Raw genomic sequence first — 21,460 nt, 5'->3', positions numbered from 1 at the left:
CCCTAAGCGAACAGCCGATGGCTAAATTTGTAGATTGAAGAAGAGATACTCTAAGCCGCGTAGGACGGCCGAGAGCGCTAACAAAACGAGACATATAACTAGAATACCCTCCATGAGGGTAGAATCGGTCAGCTGGTTCGTTACATGTACGAGCGGTTCCGGAGTGCCTCCAGGAATAAACGAAAGCTTTCCAATGAGGACATCTAGCTCTTGCAGCAGAGAGGTCATCCAGTTTAGCAGCAAATTGAAGTTTAGCACCACCACGATGGGCACGGCAACGATGACAAGGCTAGAGACCAGTTGGTACTTCTGCCTCTCGTGCTCTTGGTAGATAATACACCGGCGGCAGCGCTCGCGTTTTTGCGCGGCGCTTAGATAGGGGTTCACGGGAATGCGCACTCCACGCGGCCCCTTACGTGTGGGAATCTGCTTTTGGCTTTCCGCCTCATGCTTGGTAATGAGGTCACCTATGGGCGTAAATCCCGATTTGGTCTCTTGGGGTGCCTCTTCGTCCCGATCTTTTTTACCCATTGCGAGGATAACAATGCTTTCCTCACACATACAACCTACTCGCTCGCGCCAGCAGCGAGTGCGTGCCAGATAGATCGGGCAGCGCACGCGAATGCTGCTGCGACAATAGGGCAGCTGCCAACATTTTGCTAACGCCCCAATAAGCGCTCGAGGCACATTTTCTTTTTTGACATCGCCACCATACTTCACCTGAAGCAGGTCTTGCCGATAGCGGGCATCGCGTATTCTACGGAAGGTCTCTCGTAGAAAGAGCAGAATTCCAGGCACAAGCAGCATGGTGGCCACATTTCTCACCTCACTCAGCGCTGCCGCAGAGAGAGGACCGTACTTGATGCGTGCGTTGTTGGCGCTGAGATAGTCTATAAGGAAGTTGACACCGTAGGCGAAGAACCCTGACAACAACAGCAGCACAATAGGGGTAACTTCACTCTCCAAAAACAGCACACAGCCGGTGAGAATGGCCACAGGCAAAACGATATCTATACCTAAGGAGAGATTCTGTACAAGCCACATGGCATGGGCTTTGGCTTCTGGAGTACTTTGGGCAGCGTCGGCCAATCGTCCAGAAAGAAGCCCATAGAGCAGATAACCTATGAGAAGTAACGCAATCAGTGTTGTTGTAAGAAACACCCTTTGCAGAAAGGTGACTACATTATCGCTCAACCAAACGGGTCTTGTCGATTCGGAACCATTCTTTGCCATCATGCGCCTCTCCTCTCTTACATACGCTAACCGGTGGCTACGTCTTCATAGACAAACCCGAGCAATAGACGGTTTCGGCAATTTTGATGGAACGTAGCCACCGGCTTCGGCGGCGCGTTGGTGAAGTCCATCACTAAAATTCTATGCATCTAATAAGTAAGAGGACTTCTTGCAGTACGCTACTTCACTCTCTCCAAGTAGGTATCGGTGCGTGTATCTACCTTTACCTTATCGCCAACGTTGACGAAAAGGGGCACGGAAATCACAGCTCCTGTCTCAAGTTTAGCGGGCTTTGATCCGCCCGAAACCGTATCGCCCTTAACGCCAGGGTCCGTTTCAACGACCTCTAACTCGACAAAGTAGGGAACTTCTGCCCCAAGAATTCGACCTTCGTGCTCGATCACCGTCACTTCCATACCATCTTTGAGATATTTGATCGCTTCTCCAAACGTCGCCTTGTTGACGCTGACCTGCTCATAGGTCTGCGGGTTCATCAACACATACTCATCATCCTGGTGATAAAGATACTGCATAGGGTATCTTTGAAGCACTGCCTGTTCGAACTTTTCACCGGCGTTGAAGGTGCGATCGATGATAGCCCCGGTGCGCAGATTACGAAGTTTCGTTCGCATAACGGCACCTCCCTTTCCCGGCTTATGATGTTGAAACCAAACAATGGTGTAGATTTCTCCATCTACAATGATGGATAGCCCATTTTTAAAATCGGCGGTATCTACTTTCGGCACGCTGAAAACTCCTTATTACAAGCAGAGATAGTACCTGCATCGAACTTCTTTTACAGAGCGCTATTATAGCACACAGGTTTTTCGAGGTACAAGCACATCATCGCCGGTTCTATTGAGAAAGCCCACGGCAAACCGACGCCTAGAACGCCACCGGTTAGGTACACGCAGAAAGTTATCCCTTTTTATGGACGCTTCCTCGAAAAGATAGTGTACACTAGAATCGTTATCAAGTGTATAGGGTGGTTTGCTTTTTGGCGTGCAAAGGCCCTCAGGCCTATAACCGTCAGCGCAAAACAACGCTACGGAGGAGAACAGCATTGGGGTCGGAACAAAACCTATCACCTTCTCATTTCAACGGAGAGAGTGAAACCTATAACTATCTTCCAAAGCTTCTCAAAGCGGTGACGGAAGCCCCTTCTGCCCCGGCAGGAGCAGAGGCGCTGTATCAGATGCTGCACGACTCTTTTGCACTCGTGGCGCTCTGCGTGGAGTTAGCCGATGAGACGATGGTCCGCTTCTATCCTTACGGGGATCTCCAATTGGCAGCTCTCCCAAAACCGACTCTCGAAGCCATGGGGAAGCACGTTATCGTTTGTAGCTTCGGAAAAGCGGCCGAGATCACAGGGCTTGTTTCTTGGATATTCTCGGAAGAGCAATCTACAGCACAGTCCCTTGCAGAAATGCTCGATGCGGCCTCCGCCCTCCTCGGCTATCGCTTTGCTTTAGAGCGCACCACCCAACGCCTCGAAGAGGCCGAAGAGAGCTTGCGCGTTCGCCTCAACGAGATGGCTGCCATCTACGAAATCGGCCAGGCAACCGACCCGCAAGATATTCCTCGACTGCTGCAAACCGTGGTAGAGCGCACCGCCCGCATGATGGATGCCCAAGCCTGCTCTCTCATGCTCCTAGATGAACACAAAACCTGCCTACGACTGGTGGCAGCCTATGGCCTCCCTGAGGGGCTTATCCAAAAGGAGCAGAGGCTTGAGGAAGGCTTAGCCGGTCGCGTCGTTCTTTCCGGCCAACCTATGCTTATCGTGGACTCGGCCCAAAGTCCACGCCCTTCGGGGGGGATGAAAAACCAAGATATCGGCTCTTCCATGCTTTTTCCTCTCGAAGATCAAACCCATCAAGTGCTCGGTGTGCTTTCGGTGCGTCGCAGACGCCCTGCTAAAGATTTTAATACGGAGGATCTGAAACTATTTTCCGTTTTTGCGGCTCACACGGCCCTTGCCCTCTCTAGCATGCGCCTTCATACCGATCTGAAAGCTCGCGCAGCCGAGATGAGAAAGCTTTCTACTCTGACCAACGCGCTTATCTCGACGACGGATCTCCACTCTCTTGCGACAAAGCTTGTGGAGGAGATATGCAGTGTTGTGGGCTTTCCACGGTGTGCTCTTTATCTCCAAGCGGATAAGAAGAACGCTTTTATGCCTATTAGTTGGCATGGCTATCCTGACGAGGTCATGCGCCAGCCGCTGCCTGTCCATGAGGGCATCCTAAAGTTTATTGCCGAAGCGCAGGGCGCACTGGTGTTTGACCCACGTCACCCACAGAACCTTTCCGATAAAGTGGCGCGTTTGCTGCGCGGATTTGCACGTGCCCTCGGCTCCAACCTACTTGTGCTCGCCCCTATCCGTAACTCCCATGGTGAGTGCTTCGCCATTCTCGTGGCGGACAATCGCACAAGAAAAAAACCTATTCTGCCCACCCAGTTGAACCTGCTCAACGCTTTTGTTGGGCAAGCCGGTATAGCCATTGAGAACGCTCGTCTCTATATCGCTATGCGGACGAGTATGGAGACGGCGCGCAAACTACAAGCCTACACAGAGCGCGTGCTCCGCTCCATTGACATCGCCATTCTCTCCGCCGATAGTCACGGCATCATCACCCGTTGTAACCCTGCTGTAGAGAAGATCCTAGGAATATCCGCCTCGAAATGTCGTGGTTGCTCCCTCGATCAACTTGTCGAGAAGCTCTCCATTCCTCAACGCGAGAAGGAGATATTCCGACGGCTTGTGGAGCGCGCGCGCTCTTCAGGAGAAGCCATGCTGCGCCAGCGCTTCCCTCTTCATTTCCCCGGCGCACAGCCTAAGACGGTCGCTCTCCATGTTTCCGGGCTTCCAGAGCCCGGAAACGAGCCCTCCGGCGTGGTGCTGATTTTAGAAGACATCACCCAAGAGATCGCGTTAGAGCGCGAGATCGAGCGTATGCGGCGACTCGCCGACATCGGACAACTCGCAGCCAAAATGGCTCATGAAGTTCGCAACGCTCTCTCGCCCATAAGGGCCGGCACCCAGATCCTTCAAAGAGAGCTACAAAGCCATGGTCTAGCCTCCGAGTGGACAGAGATCATTCTCGCGGAAGTAGATGACCTAACCCGCCTAACCGGAGAGCTTCTCGAGTTCTCTCGCCCCACACCCCCCCACCCACAGACCATCGATCTTGCCAGCTTCCTCCAAACGGCCCTACAAACAATGCAGCCAATGCTTGACGAACAGCACATCACCCTCCATTGGAACTTGCAAACCCCCATGCCCCCTTTGCAAGCCGACCCCGTGCACCTTCAACAGATACTACGCAACCTCGTGTCGAATGCGGTGCAGGCGATGAATGAACAAGGAGAGTTAGAGATAGCAGCCCGTTACGAACCCACCCATCTTCGATTCGTTATCGAGGTGAAAGACAACGGAGAAGGCATAGCGCCCGAAGACAAAGAGCGCATTTTCCAACCCTTTGTAACCACTCGCCCGAAAGGAACGGGTTTAGGCCTTCCTATCGTGGTAAAACTGCTGGAACAGCACGGCGGGCACATTGAGGTGGAGAGCCAACGCGGAGAAGGCGCCTGTTTTCGCATCTTCCTACCTCCCTCACCTCCCATTCTGTTCGACACCGATTTACCGCTTCCTACCCTACGGTTAGGCGAGCAAAGATGGGCAGGGAACTAAATGCTTCCGTTTTGACATCAAATAGAGTGAAGACGTTTCCTACAAACCGAATAAGCCCATCGCTCTGCGTCCTATCCTCTTCTCAAACCTATGTACTTGGGCAGACGCATGTTTCCTAAGATCTCTATCAGACGCCCTTAAAGCCGATAATCAATAGACGGCCGGTGAGGTTTTTCCTATGGTTACCCGTACCTCTTTAGAGAGTCTAAATATCCTGATTGTGGATGACGAGCCTAACATTCGACGTGCTCTTCAAGCGCTCTTCATGCCAGAAGGGCACACTGTCTTTACTGCTGAAAACGGACAGCGCGCTCTAGAGTACGCAAAATCGCAACCCATTGATGTGCTTATCTGCGACCTCATCATGCCCGGCCTGAGCGGCGTGGAGGTGCTACAACAGATCAAACGCCTCCATCCAAACTGTGTCGCTATCATTCTCACCGCCTATGGCACCATTCGCTCGGCGGTGGAAGCCACACGCTGCGGGGCCTTCGACTATCTACAAAAGCCTTTCGATATTGACGAGATAAAGCTCACCGTTAAACGTGCCCTGGAGTATCGTGCTCACACACAATCGTTACCATCTCTTCCCCAAGAGAAGAAAAAAACGGACAAACATGATAAAGGCGCCGCCTCCCTCTACGATAACCCGCTCCGATGTATTAGCCCAGCCATGCAGGAGGTCTACGATATCGTTGAACGTGCTGCCGACACACGGGCAACCGTACTGATCACGGGTGAAAGTGGCACCGGCAAAGAGTTGATCGCTCGCGCCCTTCACGAGAAAAGCTCGCGTGCCAGCGGCCCCTTCATCGCCGTCTCTTGTGCAGCCCTGCCAGAAACCCTGCTAGAGAGCGAACTGTTTGGCCACGAGAAGAACGCGTTTACTGGGGCTACCACGGCGAAACCAGGCCGTTTCGAGCTAGCCCACAACGGTACGCTCTTTCTTGATGAGATCGGCGACATTCCCCCTCTCATGCAAGTAAAGCTCTTACGAGTTCTGCAGACGTGGGAGTTTGAACGGGTAGGTGCTACCAAAACCACAAAAGTGGATGTGCGCCTCATTGCTGCCACCAATCATGACCTTGATGCTGCGGTGAAGGAGGGCAAATTCCGCCAAGACCTCTATTTCCGCCTCAACATTGTGACCATTCATGTGCCCCCCTTACGCGAACGTCGTGAGGATATAGTGCCACTTGCCCGTCATTTCCTCGCGCGTTTTAGCGCCCAGAACCGACGCCAGCTAACGGAGATATCGCCTGAGGTCGAAGCGCTCCTCCTACGCTACTCCTGGCCTGGCAATGTTCGGGAGCTAGAAAATACCATAGAACGCGCTGTGGTCCTGGCCGACCCGAACGAAAAAACGCTTTCTCCCGCCCTGCTTCCCGCCTCCATTCGGCATTTTATCGCTTAGTGGGCATCGTCCTACAAATCATTTTAAACGAACAAGGCGAATGAAAGCATCCTATTGGATCTTCCTGTAAATTTCCTGTTTTTGCCGTAAGAATGGCACGGAAATTGCACTATGAAAAATGCGAGGAGGCAACCTCTTTTTTTACCCTCTCGAGAACAAATCAACTAAGACTTTAAAGAAAGCCTCACCCACTAGGCTGTAAAGGGGAGAGATGATGTGCGCCCACTCCACCGATGCGAACGAGGAGGAACATGTTACCGAGCGATTTTGCCTTCTGGTCGCCGATGCCGACCCTTACATTAGTCGCATCATTGAGGCCAGCCTGGAGCACTATGGAGCCTTCGAAGTCATTCCTCTGGCAAGAGGCCCTGTAGGCCTGCGCCAGGCCGTAGAACGTAATCCCGACCTCATTCTTTGGGATATCTTGCTTCCTGACACGGAGACCCTGCTTCCAAAACTCTGTGCTCTCTGCCCCTCTTCGGCCCTCGTTCTCCTCGCCCCAGAAGATCGTCTTTCCCTCTGGATGAGCCTTCGTCGGCTAGGCATCGCCTCCGTCCTTATAAAACCGTTCACCATAGAAACCCTGCGTCAATTGATAGATCAGGCTCAACGAAAAGCCCTCGCCCCTCCAACGGAACCGCAGCTCCATCTCTTCGCCGTAGGCCAGCAAGTCCTGCTAAGAAGCCCACAGGGTCAATCCAGCACACGCATTCTGCAGGTCGAACAAGACGCTTTTTGGGTAACGGGCGAGCCGCAAGTCACCCTTCCTCCAGATATAACCATAGGAACACGCATCCATGTAGAGCTCACCGGTGAGACGGCTCTCTACCGTTTTGCCACTAAAATCCTCGACCGTCAGCAACAGATCGTTTGGGCATGGAAGCTACAGATGCCGCAAACCTTACACCGTTTTCAACGTCGCCAATATCCAAGGGTCGCCTTGCAAGCAGAAGTACGTCTTCAACCCCTTCCCTCTCAAGAGGAGTTACACGCCGTACTGACCGACCTTAGTCTAGGGGGGTGTGCTCTTATCTCACCTGTGCCTCTTACAGACGGCCAAACGGTTCGCATTGTCCTTGAGAATATCGCCCCAAAAACCCTCCAACTAGAAGGCGAAGTGCAGCGCTGCAAACCACAGTCTCTACAAGGGAACCGCTATACCGTAGCCTTGCAGTTCACCCGTATTCCCTATCCAACAAAGCAAGAACTGAAACAGATCGTTGCTAAGAAGATAGAGGGCTCCTAGAGGAGCCTTCTATCTTCTTTCTGGGAGCCGATACCTTTCGCAAAGTAACGGCACTGCGTCCCACAAACAGCTACTTTGTGCCCTTAGAGCGTGTATGTCCCTTCATGGTATGGTGTTCCATTTTATGTCCCTTCATGGTATGGTGTTCCATTTTGGACATATCGCACTTGGCGCAGCAGTAGTAGGTCTTTCCTTTGATCTTCACGGCACGAGTCATTTTCGCCGTCTTCTTGCTGGCAAGGAACATGCCGCAGGCTGGGCATTTGGGTTGGGTGGCTTTCTTTACCGCATGATGAACGGGCGGCTTAGCGAGCGCACCGGTGCCAACCAGGGCCACCAACGCGATGGCCGTCCCCAAACGAGTGAACAACTTTTGCATCTCTCTTTGCCTCCTTAAAGTGTTGAGTTTTCTGAATGCAGAGAATGCATTCAGCAGGATAATAGATAGGCACCTTCCGCAAGCCTTTTGTTTTTCATTGTAAACGCTTGCAGTTGAAGTAATGGGAAATTTCGACAGAACAAAAGAAAATTCCTTCTGCCGACCCCGCCTATTCTACGGAAGAACACGACCAAAACGTTTCTCAGTTCTTCAACGGCCTGAGGCTGAAGGCGGATAGGAGGCCTTGGGTTTACTGGTATCCCCGTAAAAGATTCGGAAATCAGGCGCCGTGGTCACAAAATAGGCCGAATTTACCTTGTACACAGAAAGATGAGCAACAAGGCCTATTAGGTTTAACGCCTCCGGCAAAGGGCTTATCAGCGTGCCATCAATACGGAAATTTGAGTCCTGAGCGATAATAGGGTCTACATAGATCGGAACACCCGACTGCTCGCTGAAATCACGCAATACCTCTGCCACCGGAATCGGTTTCCCGTCTGGCACGTTCATACGCACCATCGCGTACTCATCGCTTAACAGAGCCGATCGCCGCTGAAAAGCCTGATACTGCTGCCACGTCTTCTGAAACTGCGCTTCCGACTGCATTAAATCTTGTGAGGGCGACGCGGGTAGTTTTGGTAGGGTTTTGGTCACAACATTAGGCAGCAAAGGCTGCGGAGTGAGACTATGCAGTGGGGCCGTTGGAACATCGGCCGGATTCGGGGACTGCGAGCGAAGATAGTTGTTCAGTTGCTGGGCTGTAAGTCCGTTGAGCAGCTTGATGCGGGCAAAGGTCTGACGCAAGGCGGCCTCATCCTGGTAGATATGATAGATTCCATGCTCATCTACCCGATAGGCAAGAAACGCTTGACGGCACACACTATCGAGCACCACATGAAACGGCTGATGGATCAGTAGGAGAGTTACCCGCCCCATCACGGTGGCGTCGGGCACATATTGGCGATGTGCTTGAAGAAAGAGGGCATGGAGCACCTCACGCACGTCCGCATTGTTAGCTGAAAGCGTTAGGCTACTTGCATCCCCTTGAAGTGTGAAGGGAGCTTCTAGCTCTACGGCTGGCGCCGGGCCTATCTGTGCATAACCTGCGATGCAGCCAACAAAAATGATCGGCACAAACAAGAGGAATCGAAAAATAGATCGCATTAGGGTTGACCTCCTTCCGTTTTTGGAATGAGAGCTTCTTGGAAAGTGATGGTCGGCGCACTGCTGTTTGACGAGCTATTGGGAATCACTTGCAAGGTGCCGGTGAATCCGCGCCTGGGGTCCACGACATGAAGACGAATAGGTACGTTCCCTTCAAGGCCGGAATGGAGATCCAAAGAAAATCCGGCACCAGCAAATCCTGCCATTTTTGTGGGTAGAGCGCCCTTCCTTTCAGACATTGACGCCCGATTCTGCGGCACCACAGCATTCTCTTTCAGTTTTTGCGCCAGCACACTGTCAGGCGCAGCAAAAGCTCCGGCCATCAAGGTCGCTGATGCGTGCCTGAGGTTCTCGGGAACGTTTAGGCTACCATCTAGTAAACTTTGGTCACCAAATGAGCCCATCGGCACCGGTATCATGGGCTTAGATCGCATCAGAGCGTCTAGGGCGATATGGGGGTTTCCAGAAAATTGCACGACTCTCTGAGGTGAGGCCTCCTTTTCCCTCATCGCCAACATCGAGGCTACCAAAACCTCTTCCAATTTTCTGGAGCTAGGTACCTCCGCTCCTGGCAAAGCGGTGCGAAGGGCTATTTGCGGGGCTTTACGTGCCAAGCTAGAGGAGACAGTTTTTTGGTTATCGAGGTGCGGTCTTACGAACTCAGGAGTTCGCTGTGCAAGAGACGGCCGTTGGAGGGTCACAGTGTGAGATTGCGACCCCTTTACGGCCCGGCTGCTATGAAGGCCGGCGGTCTTCGGTGGCAACACGGCAGGTGAACTTCGGTCAATTGACAGAAAAAGCGTTCTGGCCGCTACCATCCATAGCACGGCCATCGTGGCCATCGTAGCGGCACCTAGCCCTGCTATCAGCTGCCAGCGTCGCCGAAGGGTCTCCGGAAAACTTTCCCATTTTCCGGAGTAGCTCGTCCTCCTTGATGGTGGCAGAGCCGCCAACCGCCGATGGAAAGCCGGAAGAAGATCGCCCCCATCGGGAATTTGGGCGCGGCCGGCACGTAAAAGGTTTTCATAGAAGAGAAAGAGGCGCCACATCTCCCGACAAGCCGCGCACTGTTCAAGGTGCCTCTCCAAGCTCTGCGGAAGCGATTCGAATGAGGATGCATCCAAAAGCATCTGCATCTGTTGCCGAGCTTTCGCACACGCGCGATAGGAACTCAATTTCATCGTCTCACTCCTCCGATCGCGTTTCCGAGGCCAGCGGCTCTTCTTCACGGCAAACTACCCCATAGACCTGTCGAAACATTGCGCGCGCTCGATGCAGGCGTACCTTAACGGCATCGGTCGAACAGTTCAATATCTCCGCCATCTCCTCCAAACTGCACTCATTGTAGTAGCGCAAAACCAACGCTTGGCGCAAAACTAGCGGGCAGCGCAACAGCGCCTCTTGAACCTGCCCGCGCGTGGTCTCCACTTCGGGGAACTCCCGACAATCCGCTGTCTCTGAAGCGCTGCTCACCATCCAGTCCCACAAAGGCAAAAAGCGTTTTCGTTGGGCGGTGCGAACGGCATCGGTGGCGCGGTTCACCGCAATACGATAGAGCCAGGTGGCGAATTTGGCTTGCCCACGAAATCGGCCTAGCGAGCGAAACGCCTGAAGGAAAACGTCCTGAGTAAGGTCTTTTGCCTCCTCCGCGTTGCCCACAATACCGTATACGATTCGGTATACGTAGTCTTGATAGCGCCTAAAGAGCACATCGAAGGCCGTTCGATCCCCTTGCAGGGTACGCGCGATGAGAGCCGCCTCGTTCCAACGTTCCTCCTCATGAGCCGATGGGTCGGCATCCTTTTGTACCCTTCTCGTTTCTGCCGTTGGGACTTCCGAAGGCGAATTGGGCGCATACGACCGCCTTTTGGTCTTCGGGGCGGGTCGCTCTTGGCTCATCCAGACCCCCTCTATCCATGCCATCTTCTACGTCCTCATATCCTTAGGCTCTCATCGGTTCCCTAACAGGTAGGTTTCATCGTTTAGACGTTTCCGTGGGCCGTTAGGTTACGAACTAAGTATGCGGGTATCCATTATCGTAACAACGACAGTACTCTCTTCCTAGAGGCATGGCATTTCAAAAAATTGGCATTAAATTGCATTAATAGCATGCTTAACTCTCCATTCTCTCCTTTCGCTCCCATTAGTTCAAACGGCGCTTTTAACCTTCATGTCGTCAATTCAGGTGGTATTGTCCACGGAAGCCTAACGGATAAACTTGGTACAACGCTGTTTGACTTCTCTGGAGGGGACGGTTACCGTTTTCCAAGCGCCTGGCAATAACGCAACTTTTTTATAGTGCGCAACATCACCTATTCCAATGTTGCCCCACAGCTAAATCAGCCGCAGTATCTTTTCAACGGCTCCAAAGGAAGTTTTACGGGTTCTGCAGTAGGAACTTGGTCGGCCCCTAGCGGTAAATTCAACGGTCAGTTCTCGGCCACTACACCAGAGCTAGGCTGTTCAGTTGCGATGGCCACCATGCTGGTTGGTGCAGGCTTCCTAGGGTTCCGCAAACGTCGCTGAAAAACCGTTTACAGCTAATCTTCTCATGGGTAGGATACAAGTGCCTGTGTCCTACCCTGTGTTTGTATCTGCTCCGTCCAAAGGTTATACTTCTCAATAATATTAGTGGAGCTACTTTTTGATGATTTTTATTAAGAAAAAACATTCATGAACCGAACTCAACCTTATAGAACTTATGTGTTTTGACACGGAAATTGCATTAAGGATAATTGAGAGAGACTTATCTGCTACCTCATGCCGAACAGGCGGAGAAGATTACCTTAATAGCTAGTCTCTATGGAGAATGGAGGGAGGGAAGAATGAAGGTAAGGAAATGGCTCTTCGGAGCCGCTATAGAGGTGTTGTTGAGCTACCCCTTCGCCGCGCAAGCCGGCATCAGCGGTATACAATAGACCCATGTGTCCAAGGTGTTTAACTGGTCTCCAGCAAGTGGCCTGAACGGCACAGAAAGGGTGATCATTCAGCACTTGGATGGGTCGTCAATACCAGGTTTACCGGTACCTATTCATTGAACGTCCAAACCCTATCGCCACCTACAAGTAACGTTATTGGCGGCTTGAAGAACGGTGCAACCACGTTGTTCGACTTTTCGCAAGGCACACTGAGTGTCTTCCAGACCGCTGGTTCGAACGCCGTATTCGCTGTTACCGTGCTAAAATATAGTAATGTTATTCCGGGTCTACAGAACCTGATACCCAATAACGCTTATGGCAGCTTCACCGGATCTACCGCCGGGACTTGGAATGGGAAGGCAGGGCAATTCAATGGCCAATTCTCGGCCAATACCCCGGAACTTGGTAGCTCGGTGACAATGATGACGATGCGTTTGGGCTCTGATTTATTAGGCCTACGTCGAAAAGGATAGTGCTTTTGATCTTGTAAATCAGACCAGACACATCCTGCTTCTCGGCTTGTAAAGTTACAAGCCGAGAATTTCTAGCGGACTCCTATTAGTCTTTCTTATAATAAAGATATTTCTAGCAAGGAAATATCATACCAAAGAACCATCACTTACTCCTCTAACGTGCTAACTTGGCACGGAAATTGCATGATAGAAAAGTGGGTGTCTGTCGTGGCTCTGACCTTGTGTGGGGGAGGGACAAGGTAGTGCGGCGATGGAGCCCAAGAATGGTCATCCACACACTAGTGCGAAGGAGGAACGAAAAATCAGAATGCGATCCATCAAATGGTTTGTTGGAGCGGCTATAGGAGCTTTGCTCCTCGCTCCGGGGTTTGCCAAGGCGAACGGCATTCAATACCTCTTCGTTAGCGGTAGCTTTCAACCGACGTCAACCGGTTTCGCCAGCCCGAGCTCTGAGCTGGTCAAATTGACCGATCTCTCAGCAAATCCTATCTCACCTGGCGCAGGTCCAAACTACACACTCACGGTGAGCGGCTCCGGTCCACACGGCATCCAAGGTGACTTGAAAGACTCCGCGAACAATCTCATGTTCCACTTCTCAAATGGAACCATGAGCATCTTTCAGACCTTTCAGAACATTGCGACGTTCGCTGTGAGCGGTATCAAATACTCCAGCATCGATCCCAGTATTCAGAGCTACATTCCGCAAAACTCCTCAGGTACCTTCACCGGCACTACCACTTCGTGGAACGGTACAATGGGCGCGTTCAGCGGTCAATTCTCTGCTAGCACGCCCGAATTGGGCAGCTCTGTGGCTATGGCCACCATGCTGGTCGGTGCGGGCTTCCTAGGGTTCCGCAAACGCCGCTAACTCTTTCCCAAACAAAAAGGCACTTTCTGGGTAGGATGACGAAATGCATCCTACCCCTTTTTTCGCCAAAAATACCTCCACCTTAACAAGCGAGCCTGAGATACATGCGGTCATTCTTGTAGATTCCCCCTCAGTAAAGCCACAACTTTGCCAAAAAGGCGATGGGCTCATCGTCCCTATGCTCCTCCAAATTAGAGAAGGGCCGAGAGGGGTGCGCAGGCCTCGACGATGCCTTTACTGTCCAGAACTTAACTGCTGCCGCAAAAGCATCGGCTCGGTGGTAGGTGCTTTACAGGCGTAATTTTTGCAGACGTAGGCGGTAGGCCGACCTTCTACAAGCGTCTTCCCTTCCAACAAAGCCAACCCAGAGGCGTTTGCTGCTTCCGCCGTATCGGCTTGTGCCAGCACCAGATTGGGCCGATAGGTCTCGCGCAAAACCCGCAGAAAGTCCTCTAACGCCTCCTTTGACCCTAGCAGCGCCACCTCCTGTGGATCCGACAGGTAAAAACACAAGGCGCAGAGGGCGCGAGAAAAGGAGGTTGGATAGCGCTCCATGAGAGGAACCATGCGCCGTAGCGTTCGCAAGGCGGCCTCGCGAAGCTCCGCTTCGCCGGTCAACAAAGCAAGCCTTTGCAACACCTCCGACATCACCGAGTTGCCAGAAGGGAGCGCGTCATCCGTCCAGTCCATCGGCCGATAGATCAGGTCGTTCTGCTCCGGCGGGGTGGTGAAAAATCCGCCTGACTCGGTGTCCTCAAATTGGCTCAACGTACTTTTAGCTAGCTCCCTAGCCAACGCGAGCCAATGTTCTTGCAAGGTCGCCTCATAAAGACAGAGAAACCCCTCTATGCAAAAGGCGTAGTCCTCTAATAGCCCGACACCTTTCGCGTGCCCCTTAGCAAACAGATGATAGAGCCTTAGCCTTCCCTCCGCATCGCGGTAGGTTAGGTGCTGCTCGATAAACCGGCCGCAGCCTTCTGCGGCCTCTAAAAACCGCCTCTCTTCCAACACCGCCCCACTCTCGGCCAATGCGGAAAGCATCAGCCCGTTCCATGCGGTTAAGACCTTATCGTCGGTCGCGGGAGGCACACGCTGCATGCGATAGGCCAGCAACTTGGCCCGCGCGCTTGCAAGCCTCTCCGCAGCCTGCTCCAACGTTATTCCAAACCGCTCGGCCAGCTGCTGCAAAGGCATCGCGACATGTAGAATGGAGCGTCCCTCCCAATTTCCCGCTTCAGTGACATCATAGAAAGCACAAAACAGTTTTGCCTCGTTCTCTTCTAAAACAGCCTTTACCTCCTCTAGCCGCCAAACATAGTATTTTCCCTCTTCTCCCTCGCTGTCGGCATCTTGCGCAGAGTAAAATCCTCCTTCCGGCGAGCGCATCTCGCGTAAAGCGTAGTTGCACGTATCTGCCACCACATCACGGTAAAGCGCGTTGCCGGTTATCTGCGCAGCATGGAGGTAGACACGAATGAGTTGGGCGTTGTCGTAAAGCATCTTTTCAAAATGCGGCACTAGCCAACGGGCATCCACACTGTAGCGATGAAAGCCCCCACCCAACTGATCGCGCAATCCACCAAGCGCCATCTGCTGCAGCGTCTTTTCTACCATCTCTAGCGCCCCAACGCGTTTTGTCAGCAGATAGTAACGCATGAGAAACTCTAACCCCGACGCTTGGGGAAACTTAGGGGCTCCCCCAAACCCACCGTAAGCCGCATCGAACGATTCGGCAAAAGCCCTATAAGCCTTCTCAAGGAGATCGGGTGTGAGGGGCATCGGCACCCCCTCCTCAGGCACAAGCGAGCGTGACAGCTCTTGGAGCATGAGGCGACTTTGAGCCTCGATCTCGGCATGCCTGGTGCGCCAGGCTTCGGCCACCGCCGTCAGCACGCGTGGAAAGCCGGGACGACCATAACGATCTTCCGGGGGAAAGTAGGTCCCTCCGAAAAATGGCACCCCGTCTGGGGTGAGGAAGACGGTAAGCGGCCAGCCACCCTGCCCCGTCATGGCCACCACGGCATTCATATAGATGGCATCGAGGTCGGGTCGCTCCTCTCTATCTACCTTGATGTTAACGAAATCGCGATTCATCTGCGCCGCGATCTCAGGGTTCTCAAAACACTCTCGCTCCATCACATGGCACCAATGGCAGGCCGAATAACCAATGGAGAGCAGAATGGGTTTTTGCTCCTCTTTGGCGCGTCGAAGCGCCTCTTCCCCCCATGGATACCAGTCCACCGGATTATGGGCATGCTGAAGCAGGTAGGGGCTCGTTTCGTGGATGAGCCTATTGGTAGGGGCTCTATTTTCCGACATAGGGTGTTTTCCTTCGTGGTGAAACTTATGTATAGATACGCCAAGCGCAGGAGCGATGACAGCACGTTTCGCGATTTCAGCAAGCGATATACCGCCTTTACGCACGATCCGGCTTATGGAAATGCGCAAGTACAAGCACCAACACAACAAGCCCCATAAGGATGCCGAAGATAACCCACGAAGGGCGATCGGGAGGCGTATGTAGCCAGGGCAAAGTCCCCACCTCAAAAAGCAAGAAATACATGCGGTCAATGAGCAATGCCAGACGAGCCATCATAGTAAGACCGAAGATGGCGCCGAAGCTAAGCATCATCACCCACCGCCCAACCTGCGAAGCCCCACGTACCGCCCTACTCTTCTGTTCAAAGGCAAAGAAGAAATAGGTCAACACACATAGCAGGATGATCAGAAAAAGGAGATTGGAGAAAGCTTGAAAGGGACTAACGGCCGGAATGGCCTTATGCCTCGGTGTGGCCGAAAATGCGGGATGGGGCCAGAGCGGCCGAAAGGTATTCACGATCTGGGGCCAGAGGTCGTTTACAAAGGACTGAAAGCCCTGTCCGGCAGCGATCCCCATGTAGAACCCTATGATCAGGCGTGCCATCCAGTTGTAGGTCTTGGAGAACACACAGTAGTAAAGCAGCCCCGGAAACAGGAGCACAGCCAGCCACCACTCTCCTTTCATCCAGAGTGGCTGAAACCAATAAGGTTCGAGCACGTTGTTCCACGTGAACGCAACGGCATAGCCGGTGGCCACGCCAAGGAAAACGTGCTCACAAAGGCGATAGAGGCGGTTCTCCCGGTAGAGCACCGAATAGAGACCCAGCGTCGCAAAAGCCCCTACAAGCAGATAGAGCGTGTTTTGATTCTGTACGATCCAGCTCGCTAAGGACATCGGCTAGCCTCTCCTAGTGGCGCGAAGCCGGCTACGTCTTTCCAAAAGCATGGCCACATTGCCCAGCAGAATAAAGGTGATGATCAGCAGATGGGCTATGGAGTTCGCGTTGCTGTAGGCGTTGACCCGACTATGCAAAGGCAGACGAGGGTCGTATTGTTGGGCAAAAAGCGCCTGATACTCTGCCGCTCCGGTTAGGCCTGCCATCATGCCGACAAGCTGCCCACTGTCCACATAGTTATAGGCTTCCGGTGCCATCACCGCCGTAAGCCCCACACCAAGGGGCATATGGAGCGGCTGAGTTAAAAACTGAATGTAGTATTGGTAGGAGGCTGTCGGGGTAATGTCTATCGCCATGGTGATATCGCGCGCCGTGTGAATGCCCTGCATCACCGGCAAATTGGCCACAGGAAAGCCTCGCACATCGGTTTTCACCTGCTGTGGCACATTCTGGATAAACGCCTTCAACCAGTTCACCATGTCCACACGATAGCCGAAGTTAACCCAGTTCACGCCCTCTACATAGCCGTATTGACGCGCGATCTCTCTGGCCAACTCCTCGCCTAACGTCGCTCCTTGCGGATCCGAGAAGGCAAGGAGAGCAAAACGTAGGTGGCGCGCCATGAGATGGCGCAGAATGATCTCGGTTTGAGGACGGTTCTCCCCGCGCGATCCGGCAGACCAATCTACCCCAACAAGGACGAAGCTGTTGGCAGGAAGCCTTTCGATAGCATCGTAAAGTTTCTTGGTGGTAGACGTAACGGCCACAGGAAGTTGAAACGGAACAAAGAAGGGCAGCGTCACCGATAACAGAAGCAGTGCGTACAGATAGCGCCTATCCAGAGATTGTAGTCGTCTTAGCATGGTACCTGCTTCCTAATCAAAGTAGTTGCCTCGCTCTAGCCCGAGCCATATCCGCAGCGACATCGCGAGGGCGCCTATATCGAGGCCAAACGCGATGGCACGTATTACCGCCACGTTGGCCTGCGTGAGTATCCAGTGACGGATGTTCTCCACCCGCAGGGGGGCAGGAAGGGTATGTGTAAGATAGGTTCCAACTGGTATTTGGCCTAACATCACCACCAGCGCGGTGACGAGCAGAATAGTGGCCTCTAACGAGCGCACCCGAAACGCCCGATAGGCCGCAGAGGCAATGTAGAAGGCGATAAGCGAAAACATGGTGGCGTCCAGCGACTGGAGGAGGCCGTCGAACAAAATGTGATTCAGCGCCTTGCTAAGGGCATTAGAATGACTATGATTCCACAGACTTACCAGCAACATGGCAAAGAAACTAAGAAAGAAGGCCAAACTGAACATCGCATCGCCCGTTCGCTTTACGAGACGACCGAGATGCACCTGAAAAAGGTTGATCACCCCCAACCCAATGGTAAAGCCGACAATGGCTTGACTAATGTTCCCGAAGGCGGTGGTGTAAGGGGTCAAAACGTTTTGGTCAGCGTGAGGGCCGCTCTTGGCTACCGGTAGAAAGAACTCTAGGGCGTAGAAAAGCCCGCCAATAAACGTAACGAAACGGATAACATGCCGCCTTGCCGGCACAGGAATGAGCTGTAGCACCAAGAATAGCACAAAACATGCAAAAAGTACCCCAGCTATGTACAATACCAATAGGGTTTTATTGGTAATCGGATGAAAGATCTCTCTTAGCAAGCCCACTACCCCGCTCCCATGAAGAATCCCTTGATCAGGGGGAGATAGGTCGGCCATAAAGAGGCGACAACCGTTCCAACCAACACGCCCGCGATGATCAGCAGTTTGCAGAGGTCTTGCCCAATGATGCTGCCCAACAGAACCGGTTCTCGCGTGAGGTAGGCACTAGCAGCATAAAACTCATCCCCGATGATCACATAGTCGCAGGTGGCGATGAAAAAGGGAATCTGAAGTGTCGAGGGTGTTCCTGCGATCTGAATCGCCCCGATCTGCTGGCCAACCTCCGAAAAGATAAGGGCCTCAGCAAAGAACGATCCGAAGTAGAAACAGGCTGCCGTGCGTTCCTGCAGAATCGTGCCGGCGACCGCCGCGGCAAAGGAGAACTGGCGATTCGAGAGAAATCGCACATTTTCAGGCTCGAACAGTTCGGGCCTTCCCTCCGACACATAGACATCCTGCAACGTCTCTTGCACGAGGGGAAGTAGGGTCGTGTCGGCTACAGGCACGAGAAGCTGCGTACGGTAACGACAGCCGATACGCGCCACATAGGCTAGAATAGCAACAGCTTGTAATGTAACGATATCAATGCCGCCTAATCCGGGGACCCCTAGCATGGGTCTGCCCATTTCGGTAGCTCTTCCCACCGCCTCTTCTAGGGCCGTTAGGCCATAGATACGCCGAATAAAGAGCGGGCGTTGGCCTGCCGCATAGATCGCTGCAAGGAGGATAACGCTAAACAACGGGATCAAAATACGTACTGCACTATTGGCATGAAGCATGCTTCTCTCCTTCCGGAGCCTCCGCGTTAGAGGCAGCAGCCAACGCCTCGATGCGCTGTATAAGCTGCTCTACATTATCCCGATTTTCGAGCAGCCAAGATAACTCCTGAACCTTTTGGACGCCGAAAAGAGGGGCGAGCAGCGTGGCCGAAAACACGATCCCTTGCCCGACAAAGAAGGAGATAGGCTTGTGCATCTCCAGCAACATGATGGCGGGGACGTGCAACTGGCGACGATGTACCCACTGCGCTATCTCTTCAATCAGAGCTTCCAAACGCTCTTGAGGAAGCGGGCGGTTCCAATCGAACATCAGTGGCCCTCTTGCATTAGATGGGGTGCCCATCTTGTAAGCGCATCCAAAACCGTGAAACGATCACCCACAGAGCCATCGTCGGCAAAACGGAGGTGAAGCCCGCGAAATCGCTCTAACGGTGATGGATTGGCAAAAGGAGAGATATATAGTCCATTCCCCTCGCTTACCAGCCGCTTAGCCTCCTGCCAGCGAAGCCCTTGGCGCAACAGGAATCCGCTCACCCACACGCCATCGGCATCGAGACGATAGGTCAACGGAAACAGATACTCGCCTGCGGCCTTGCAAAGCAGCACAAGCGCCAACAGCACCAGCAGCAGCTGGCCGAAAAGCACCCAAGCGCTCAAAACGCCCAATAAAACAACAGCCCCTACGAATGGCAGCTTGCTCGGTTGACAGCGTAAAAGATGTACCTGCCAAACCACAGCAGCCTCAGGAAGAGAGGTACCACAAGAAAGCTGTTCTTGGACGTTTTGCATACGTCCATTATATCACCTCCTGATGGATTTTCAAGTGCGAGGTGCCCTTCTAGAAATGGGGACGTTCAACCATCACGTTTGCGGCGCAGCCCTATTTTCGTGCACGGCCTTTTAAGCAAGTTCCATCATTCTACAAGTTCCATCATTCTACTTGTAAAAAGTGACCAAGGCCGCACTAAGTGCAGGTACCGAGACAATCGCCATCCGATCGCTTACCGTTACATGTTCATGGTTGGCAGGGCTCCAGGTTCCATCTGCCGACACCTCCCGACCACCAAGAGTTATGCCATCTTGGGCGTTTGCAGCCGGCCCGTTGAGACGAATCAGCGCGCCATACCGAAAAGAAGACGGCAGCAGCAGATGCACTTCGGCACCGTTCTGGAAATCCTTATTAATAATAGCCACATAGAGCCGACCTTTTGAACCGGCCACCGCATGGGCTACTACATTGATATCAGAGGGTGCCTCCACTTGTATCTGAACAGGTCGGCCTTGGGACGCCTGGTGGAACAGCAGGATGCCATAGTACTCTGGGGCTGCTGAGAACACTCCGTTCTGTTCCCAAATAGGACTATAGCCGCCCCTAAAAAAGCCACCATGAAAATTAACACCGCTCAGGCCATGTTCGGCCACACGAAAGAGATAGTCGGCAACCCAAAGCGCGGCGACATAGGTATCGCTCACGCCTGGCATACCTCCTCCTGCAACAGAGTTTGTCTCTGCCATGCGCAAAGGCAAACGATAGGGTGCCACATCAGAAGCCAGCTCCTGTAAATGCTGATCTTCCCAGCGTGCCACCTTCGTACTCAGCAGCTGTTCTGCCGTAGGGCCCTTGCTGCCAGGAGCATGATACAAGGGATACATGTGGAACGAAACGAGATGGATGTCTGCGGCGTCATCGTGAAGGAGTTGCGGTAACCAACGATAGCCCAATGAGCAACAGAAGGCCGGTGCAACGATCGGCGTACCGGGAGTCTCCTGCTCGATGGCGCTGACATAGGCTATGAAATCGCGATGATACTGCGCATAATCCCAATCCCGTGTGCGCCACCCGTTACTACCATAGAGATCGGCCTCATTGCCGATTTCAATGCCCGTTAGCGTACGACCTCCATGCGTCACTGCATAGTGTGCCTCATCGGCCGCCATCTGTGGGTTGAAATGCCCCAGATTCACACCAAGAATAACATGCCAACCGATAGCACGAGCGAACCGAAAAACTCTATCGAGGTCGGCGCCCTTTAACACAGTAGGACGTCGAAGGGATCGGCGCGTCGTCTGATTCGCATCCGCAGTTGCCTGCAGCCAAAACGTGTTTTCCACACTATTGCCGCCGAATCGGAAAGAGCCCGGCCCCAGATTCCGCAGCAGCTGCACATAAACCCGATTAGATATATCAAAGTAAGGGCTTGTGAGGGCGGGCGCTTCGTAGCTAAGCCCTAAAAAGTCTTTGGGAATAGATGGGGCTACAGGCTTTTGGAACACCCGAACGCTGACGACTGGCATCGATTGGGCGAAAGCATGAAGAGGTAACAGCAGCATGGCAAGAAGCGGTATCATCCTAGAAAGCGCTTCTCTATAAAGACCCATCCGCTCTCTCCTTTCTGAAAGACATTTGCCT

Annotated in this window: 18 protein-coding genes; 4 read left to right on the top strand and 14 right to left on the bottom strand. The window is 53.0% G+C overall.

Going from position 1 to position 21,460, the window contains the following annotated elements; all coding sequences use genetic code 11:
* Positions 1-21: 21 nt before the first annotated feature.
* Both CCALI_RS13490 and efp read right to left on the bottom strand, forming a co-directional pair.
* Positions 22-1,236, bottom strand: coding sequence for a hypothetical protein (locus tag CCALI_RS13490; protein WP_016484026.1), 1,215 nt, complete (start codon positions 1,234-1,236; stop codon positions 22-24).
* Between the two features lie 176 nt (positions 1,237-1,412).
* Entirely contained in the window at positions 1,413-1,979 is a 567-nt protein-coding gene (efp, locus tag CCALI_RS13485) for an elongation factor P (protein WP_016484025.1), read from the bottom strand.
* A gap of 317 nt (positions 1,980-2,296) precedes the next feature.
* Here efp and CCALI_RS13475 point away from each other — a divergent pair, with 317 nt between their 5' ends.
* From CCALI_RS13475 to CCALI_RS13465, 3 genes are all read left to right on the top strand, one after another.
* Positions 2,297-4,927: a GAF domain-containing sensor histidine kinase gene (locus CCALI_RS13475; RefSeq protein ID WP_016484024.1), complete on the top strand. Its 2,631-nt coding sequence runs from the start codon at positions 2,297-2,299 to the stop codon at positions 4,925-4,927.
* A gap of 178 nt (positions 4,928-5,105) precedes the next feature.
* Positions 5,106-6,341 (top strand): sigma-54-dependent transcriptional regulator, encoded by a 1,236-nt coding sequence (locus CCALI_RS13470; RefSeq protein WP_016484023.1) that lies wholly within the window; start codon positions 5,106-5,108, stop codon positions 6,339-6,341.
* Between the two features lie 211 nt (positions 6,342-6,552).
* The gene (locus CCALI_RS13465) at positions 6,553-7,587 is read left to right on the top strand and encodes a PilZ domain-containing protein (RefSeq protein WP_081648407.1); all 1,035 of its coding nucleotides are present in this window, start codon (positions 6,553-6,555) and stop codon (positions 7,585-7,587) included.
* A gap of 70 nt (positions 7,588-7,657) precedes the next feature.
* On the opposite strand, the gene CCALI_RS13460 is transcribed toward CCALI_RS13465, so the two are convergent.
* From CCALI_RS13460 to CCALI_RS13445, 4 genes are all read right to left on the bottom strand, one after another.
* Complete coding sequence (locus CCALI_RS13460; protein ID WP_016484021.1) at positions 7,658-7,966, bottom strand: hypothetical protein; 309 nt, start codon at positions 7,964-7,966, stop codon at positions 7,658-7,660.
* A gap of 210 nt (positions 7,967-8,176) precedes the next feature.
* Positions 8,177-9,130 carry a hypothetical protein gene (locus CCALI_RS13455; RefSeq protein WP_016484020.1) on the bottom strand — a complete coding sequence of 318 codons (954 nt, stop codon included), beginning with the start codon at positions 9,128-9,130 and terminating at the stop codon, positions 8,177-8,179.
* Positions 9,130-10,311 carry a hypothetical protein gene (locus CCALI_RS13450; protein WP_016484019.1) on the bottom strand — a complete coding sequence of 394 codons (1,182 nt, stop codon included), beginning with the start codon at positions 10,309-10,311 and terminating at the stop codon, positions 9,130-9,132. Before CCALI_RS13450 ends, CCALI_RS13455 begins: the two co-directional genes overlap by 1 nt.
* A gap of 4 nt (positions 10,312-10,315) precedes the next feature.
* Positions 10,316-11,053, bottom strand: a complete 738-nt coding sequence (locus tag CCALI_RS13445) for an RNA polymerase sigma factor (protein ID WP_016484018.1) — start codon at positions 11,051-11,053, stop codon at positions 10,316-10,318.
* 1,775 nt (positions 11,054-12,828) lie between these two features.
* Between CCALI_RS13445 and CCALI_RS13440 the strand changes: the two genes are divergently transcribed.
* Positions 12,829-13,389 carry a hypothetical protein gene (locus CCALI_RS13440; RefSeq protein ID WP_016484017.1) on the top strand — a complete coding sequence of 187 codons (561 nt, stop codon included), beginning with the start codon at positions 12,829-12,831 and terminating at the stop codon, positions 13,387-13,389.
* Positions 13,390-13,623: 234 nt separating this feature from the next.
* On the opposite strand, the gene CCALI_RS13435 is transcribed toward CCALI_RS13440, so the two are convergent.
* The 8 genes from CCALI_RS13435 to CCALI_RS13400 all read right to left on the bottom strand — a co-directional run bounded on the left by CCALI_RS13435 (position 13,624) and on the right by CCALI_RS13400 (position 21,429).
* Positions 13,624-15,708 (bottom strand): thioredoxin domain-containing protein, encoded by a 2,085-nt coding sequence (locus CCALI_RS13435; RefSeq protein ID WP_016484015.1) that lies wholly within the window; start codon positions 15,706-15,708, stop codon positions 13,624-13,626.
* 97 nt (positions 15,709-15,805) lie between these two features.
* On the bottom strand, positions 15,806-16,603 hold the full coding sequence (locus tag CCALI_RS13430; protein WP_016484014.1) for a hypothetical protein: 798 nt from the start codon (positions 16,601-16,603) through the stop codon (positions 15,806-15,808).
* A gap of 3 nt (positions 16,604-16,606) precedes the next feature.
* Positions 16,607-17,467, bottom strand: a complete 861-nt coding sequence (locus CCALI_RS13425) for a hypothetical protein (protein ID WP_016484013.1) — start codon at positions 17,465-17,467, stop codon at positions 16,607-16,609.
* Positions 17,468-17,479: 12 nt separating this feature from the next.
* Positions 17,480-18,328, bottom strand: a complete 849-nt coding sequence (locus CCALI_RS13420; RefSeq protein ID WP_016484012.1) for a hypothetical protein — start codon at positions 18,326-18,328, stop codon at positions 17,480-17,482.
* Positions 18,277-19,050: a DUF6754 domain-containing protein gene (locus tag CCALI_RS13415; protein ID WP_016484011.1), complete on the bottom strand. Its 774-nt coding sequence runs from the start codon at positions 19,048-19,050 to the stop codon at positions 18,277-18,279. Before CCALI_RS13415 ends, CCALI_RS13420 begins: the two co-directional genes overlap by 52 nt.
* Positions 19,034-19,360: a hypothetical protein gene (locus tag CCALI_RS13410; RefSeq protein WP_016484010.1), complete on the bottom strand. Its 327-nt coding sequence runs from the start codon at positions 19,358-19,360 to the stop codon at positions 19,034-19,036. The genes CCALI_RS13415 and CCALI_RS13410 overlap by 17 nt, the downstream gene beginning before the upstream one ends.
* Entirely contained in the window at positions 19,360-19,839 is a 480-nt protein-coding gene (locus CCALI_RS13405) for a hypothetical protein (RefSeq protein ID WP_016484009.1), read from the bottom strand. Before CCALI_RS13405 ends, CCALI_RS13410 begins: the two co-directional genes overlap by 1 nt.
* Before the next feature lie 147 nt (positions 19,840-19,986).
* Positions 19,987-21,429, bottom strand: a complete 1,443-nt coding sequence (locus tag CCALI_RS13400; RefSeq protein WP_016484008.1) for a glycosyl hydrolase family 79 C-terminal domain-containing protein — start codon at positions 21,427-21,429, stop codon at positions 19,987-19,989.
* Positions 21,430-21,460 lie beyond the last annotated feature (31 nt).

Source organism: Chthonomonas calidirosea T49 (assembly GCF_000427095.1).
Classification (GTDB): Bacteria; Armatimonadota; Chthonomonadetes; order Chthonomonadales; family Chthonomonadaceae; genus Chthonomonas; species Chthonomonas calidirosea.
The sequence above is the reverse complement of the archived record's forward strand: the minus strand, read 5'-3'. Positions and strand labels throughout refer to the sequence as shown.

Bases quoted from the DNA above. Each gene is read 5' to 3' on its own strand.
- CCALI_RS13490 (WP_016484026.1), bottom strand. From the start codon at position 1,236: ATGATGGCAAAGAATGGTTCCGAATCGACAAGACCCGTTTGGTTGAGC.
- CCALI_RS13470 (WP_016484023.1), top strand. From the start codon at position 5,106: ATGGTTACCCGTACCTCTTTAGAGAGTCTAAATATCCTGATTGTGGAT.
- CCALI_RS13465 (WP_081648407.1), top strand. From the start codon at position 6,553: ATGATGTGCGCCCACTCCACCGATGCGAACGAGGAGGAACATGTTACC.
- CCALI_RS13460 (WP_016484021.1), bottom strand. From the start codon at position 7,966: ATGCAAAAGTTGTTCACTCGTTTGGGGACGGCCATCGCGTTGGTGGCC.
- CCALI_RS13455 (WP_016484020.1), bottom strand. From the start codon at position 9,130: ATGCGATCTATTTTTCGATTCCTCTTGTTTGTGCCGATCATTTTTGTT.
- CCALI_RS13450 (WP_016484019.1), bottom strand. From the start codon at position 10,311: ATGAAATTGAGTTCCTATCGCGCGTGTGCGAAAGCTCGGCAACAGATG.
- CCALI_RS13445 (WP_016484018.1), bottom strand. From the start codon at position 11,053: ATGGCATGGATAGAGGGGGTCTGGATGAGCCAAGAGCGACCCGCCCCG.
- CCALI_RS13440 (WP_016484017.1), top strand. From the start codon at position 12,829: ATGCGATCCATCAAATGGTTTGTTGGAGCGGCTATAGGAGCTTTGCTC.
- CCALI_RS13435 (WP_016484015.1), bottom strand. From the start codon at position 15,708: ATGTCGGAAAATAGAGCCCCTACCAATAGGCTCATCCACGAAACGAGC.
- CCALI_RS13430 (WP_016484014.1), bottom strand. From the start codon at position 16,603: ATGTCCTTAGCGAGCTGGATCGTACAGAATCAAAACACGCTCTATCTG.
- CCALI_RS13425 (WP_016484013.1), bottom strand. From the start codon at position 17,467: ATGCTAAGACGACTACAATCTCTGGATAGGCGCTATCTGTACGCACTG.
- CCALI_RS13420 (WP_016484012.1), bottom strand. From the start codon at position 18,328: ATGGCCGACCTATCTCCCCCTGATCAAGGGATTCTTCATGGGAGCGGG.
- CCALI_RS13415 (WP_016484011.1), bottom strand. From the start codon at position 19,050: ATGCTTCATGCCAATAGTGCAGTACGTATTTTGATCCCGTTGTTTAGC.
- CCALI_RS13410 (WP_016484010.1), bottom strand. From the start codon at position 19,360: ATGTTCGATTGGAACCGCCCGCTTCCTCAAGAGCGTTTGGAAGCTCTG.
- CCALI_RS13405 (WP_016484009.1), bottom strand. From the start codon at position 19,839: ATGCAAAACGTCCAAGAACAGCTTTCTTGTGGTACCTCTCTTCCTGAG.
- CCALI_RS13400 (WP_016484008.1), bottom strand. From the start codon at position 21,429: ATGGGTCTTTATAGAGAAGCGCTTTCTAGGATGATACCGCTTCTTGCC.